A 3,174-nucleotide genomic window follows, 5' to 3' on the forward strand; every position below is an offset into this window, starting at 1 on the left:
CCGCGAAACTGCACGGCATTCGCCACGCCGGCACGCTCGGCATTGCGCTCGGCAAAGTCCACCATGCGGAAGGACACATCGCTGCCATACACCGGCGCCGTGGGTTCGGTGATGGCCGCTTCGGCCTGGTCGAGCAGGCCTTCCCAGACGTGGCCCTGGAAGGGCAAATATTTTTGAAAGGCAAAGCGGCGGTTGATGCCCGGCGCGATGTTGCAGGCGATTTGCGCGGCCTCGATGGCAATGGTGCCCGAACCGCAGCACGGGTCATACAGCGGCACACCCTGCTTGCACTGCTCGTCCCAGCCGCTGGCGGCAATCATCGCGGCGGCCAGGGTTTCCTTGAGCGGCGCGTCGCCCTTGTCCTCGCGCCAGCCGCGCTTGAACAGCGGCTCACCCGAGGTGTCGATGTAGACCGTCACCGTGTCGGTGGTCAGGTGCACATACACGCGCACGTCGGGCCAGCGCGTATCGACGCTGGGGCGCACGTCGTTGAACTTGTGGCGGAAGCGGTCGGCAATGGCGTCCTTGATCTTCAGCGCGGCAAAGTTCAGGCTTTGCAGCGGGCTGTGCTGGGCGGTGATCTCGACCTTGAAGGTCTGCGCGGGCGTGAACCAGATTTCCCAGGCGACGCTGGCGGCCGCGTTGTACAGGTCCTGCTCGCTGCGGTATTGGCCGTGCTGCAGCTCGATCAGCACGCGCTGGGCCAGGCGGCTGTGCAGGTTGAGCTTCAGGGCGTCGCGCCAGGAGCCCTGCAGTTGCACGCCGGCGCGCCAGGCCTTGCCGGCCGTACCGGTGATGCGCTGGACTTCGGCAGCCAGCAGGTTCTCGACGCCGGCGGCGCAGGGGAGGAAGAGTTGGAGTTGGTTCATGGTGTTTTTTCAGTTGGTGGCGGGGGCTGACTGTGCAGTGTGGAGCAAGTGACGACCGCTGGCCCTCACCCCAGCCTTCTCCCAGAGGGAGAGGGAGCAAGACCGCACAAGCGAGCCGGCGACTTGCGCTTCGCCGTCCTGGCGCAGCGTGGCCTCCAGGCACACCGGGATGGCGCGGGCGGCATTCCCATCAGCAGGGGCCGCGGGACTGGCTTTGCCAGACCGCAGGCTGCAGGCTGCGGCTCCGAGCCCGCCTGCGCGGGCTTGGACAGCCTGCAGATGCGTTGCCTCTGGCGGCGTGGCGCCCTGCAAGGGCAGCGGCCCCCTCGGGGGGCAGGGAGCCACACGCAGCGAACGACCGTGGGGGCAACATTCACAGCGCCTTGCGCAGATTGGTGGGTGCGATGCGCAGCGCCTCGCGGTACTTGGCCACTGTGCGGCGGGCGCATTCGATGCCCTGCTCCTTGAGCATCTCGGAAATCTGGCTGTCGCTGAGCGGTTTCTTCAAATTTTCGGAGGCGACAAACTGCTTGATGAGCGCGCGCACGGCGGTGCTGGACGCATTGCCGCCGCTTTCGGTGCCCAGCCCGGAGCCAAAGAAATACTTCAGCTCGAAGGTGCCAAACGGCGTGCTCATGTATTTGGCGGTGGTGACGCGCGAAATCGTCGATTCGTGCAGGCCCAGCTCGTCGGCAATCTCGCGCAGCACCAGCGGCCGCATGGCGAGTTCGCCGTGGATGAAAAAATTTTTCTGCCGCTCGACAATGGCATTGCTGACGCGCAGGATGGTGTCAAAGCGCTGCTGGATGTTCTTGATGAACCAGCGCGCTTCCTGCAGCCGCTGCTGCAGCGCCTGGCCGCCGCCCCTGCCGCCGTGCTGCCGCAGTGCGCTGGCGTAGATGTCATGGACCCGCAGCCGTGGCATGACGTCGCTGTTCAGCGTGACCTTGAAACCCCGGCCGGCCTTGACGACGATCACGTCGGGAACGACCAGGTTGCGTTCGACATTGGCAAAGCGCCGGCCCGGCTTGGGGTCGAGCCGGGCGATCAGGCCTATCGCGCCCTTGATGGCGTCTTCGGTGCATTTGCACAGGTGCGACAGGCGCTTGACATCGCGCTTGGCCAGCAGCTCCATCGGCTGCTGGCAGATCGCCATGGCGGCGCGCAACTCGATGCTGTTCTTGCAGTCTAGCAGCTGCAGCCGCAGGCATTCGGCCAGGGTGCGCGCGCCGACGCCGGCGGGCTCCATGTGCTGAAGCAGTTGCAGGGCGATGGCGAACTGCTGCTCCAGTTCTTCGGCCTGCTCCGGATGGCCGCTGGCCAGTCCGGCAGCGAGCGACTCCAGGCTGTCTTCGAGGTAGCCGTCGTCATTGAGCGACTCAATCAGGAAGTGCAGGGCGGCGCGGTCGAGTTCGGACAGCCGCAGGCCGAGCGACTGCCGGTGTAGATGGTCCTGCAGCGACACATGGGCGCCGGTCAGGTCCGAGGCTTCGGCGTCGCTGTCGTCCAGGTTGTTCTTGCGCGCCGGCGCGTCGCCGCCCCATTCGCTGTCGTCGGGCGAAGACTCGACCGAGCCATCGCCTTCCCAGCTTTCTTCCAGCGCCGCCTCGGTGCCGGCTTCTGCCGTGGTTTCAGACTCTTTTGACGTGTTTGCGCCCGCTGTGTCTGTATTCCCAGCTATTGAATCCGTAGCAGACTCGAACTCGCGGCTGTCCTGGCTGACCGGCGTGTCGGTGTGCTCCAGGCCAAATTCCTCGCGCGGCGCGCTGTCGTCCGCCAGTTCGAGAAAAGGATTTTCATCGAGCATCTGCTCGACTTCCTGGCTCAGCTCCAGCGTCGAGAGTTGCAGCAGCCGGATGGACTGCTGCAGCTGTGGCGTGAGCGCCAGGTGCTGCGAAACGCGAAGGGACAGCCCTTGTTTCATGGTGCCCCCACGCTCCCCACTGCGTGTGGTTGGCTGTCCCCCGTAGGCGCTGGCATGGCTTCGGCATGGCCTCCCCGCCCGTGCCAGTACCCGCCGCAGGACCAGCTTTGCCGGACTGCAGGCGGGGCGGCCCCCGCGGGGGGCAGCGCAGTACACGAAGTGACAAGCGTGGGGGCCATACTCACATCTTGAAGTGTTCGCCGAGGTAGACCCTGCGCACTTCGGTATTGCTCACGATCTCGGCCGGCGTGCCGTTGGCCAGCACATGGCCGTCGCTGATGATGTAGGCGTGGTCGCAAATGCCCAGCGTCTCACGCACGTTGTGGTCGGTGATCAGGACGCCGATGCCGCGCGATTTCAGGAAACCGATGATGCGCTGGA

2 protein-coding genes and 1 pseudogene are annotated in these 3,174 nt (G+C 65.6%); all 3 read right to left on the bottom strand.

Translation table 11 applies throughout. The features are described from left to right. A partial coding sequence (locus GZ092_RS05805; RefSeq protein WP_293635259.1) for a THUMP domain-containing protein occupies positions 1-869 on the bottom strand: 869 nt, incomplete at its 3' end. Positions 870-1,242: 373 nt separating this feature from the next. Further along, entirely contained in the window at positions 1,243-2,793 is a 1,551-nt protein-coding gene (locus tag GZ092_RS05810; protein ID WP_293635234.1) for an RNA polymerase factor sigma-54, read from the bottom strand. Between the two features lie 181 nt (positions 2,794-2,974). Then, positions 2,975-3,174: pseudogene (locus GZ092_RS05815) on the bottom strand (LPS export ABC transporter ATP-binding protein); the annotation flags it as partial.

The sequence above is a fragment of the Polaromonas sp. genome, assembly GCF_010365105.1.
Taxonomy (GTDB): Bacteria; Pseudomonadota; Gammaproteobacteria; order Burkholderiales; family Burkholderiaceae_C; genus Polaromonas.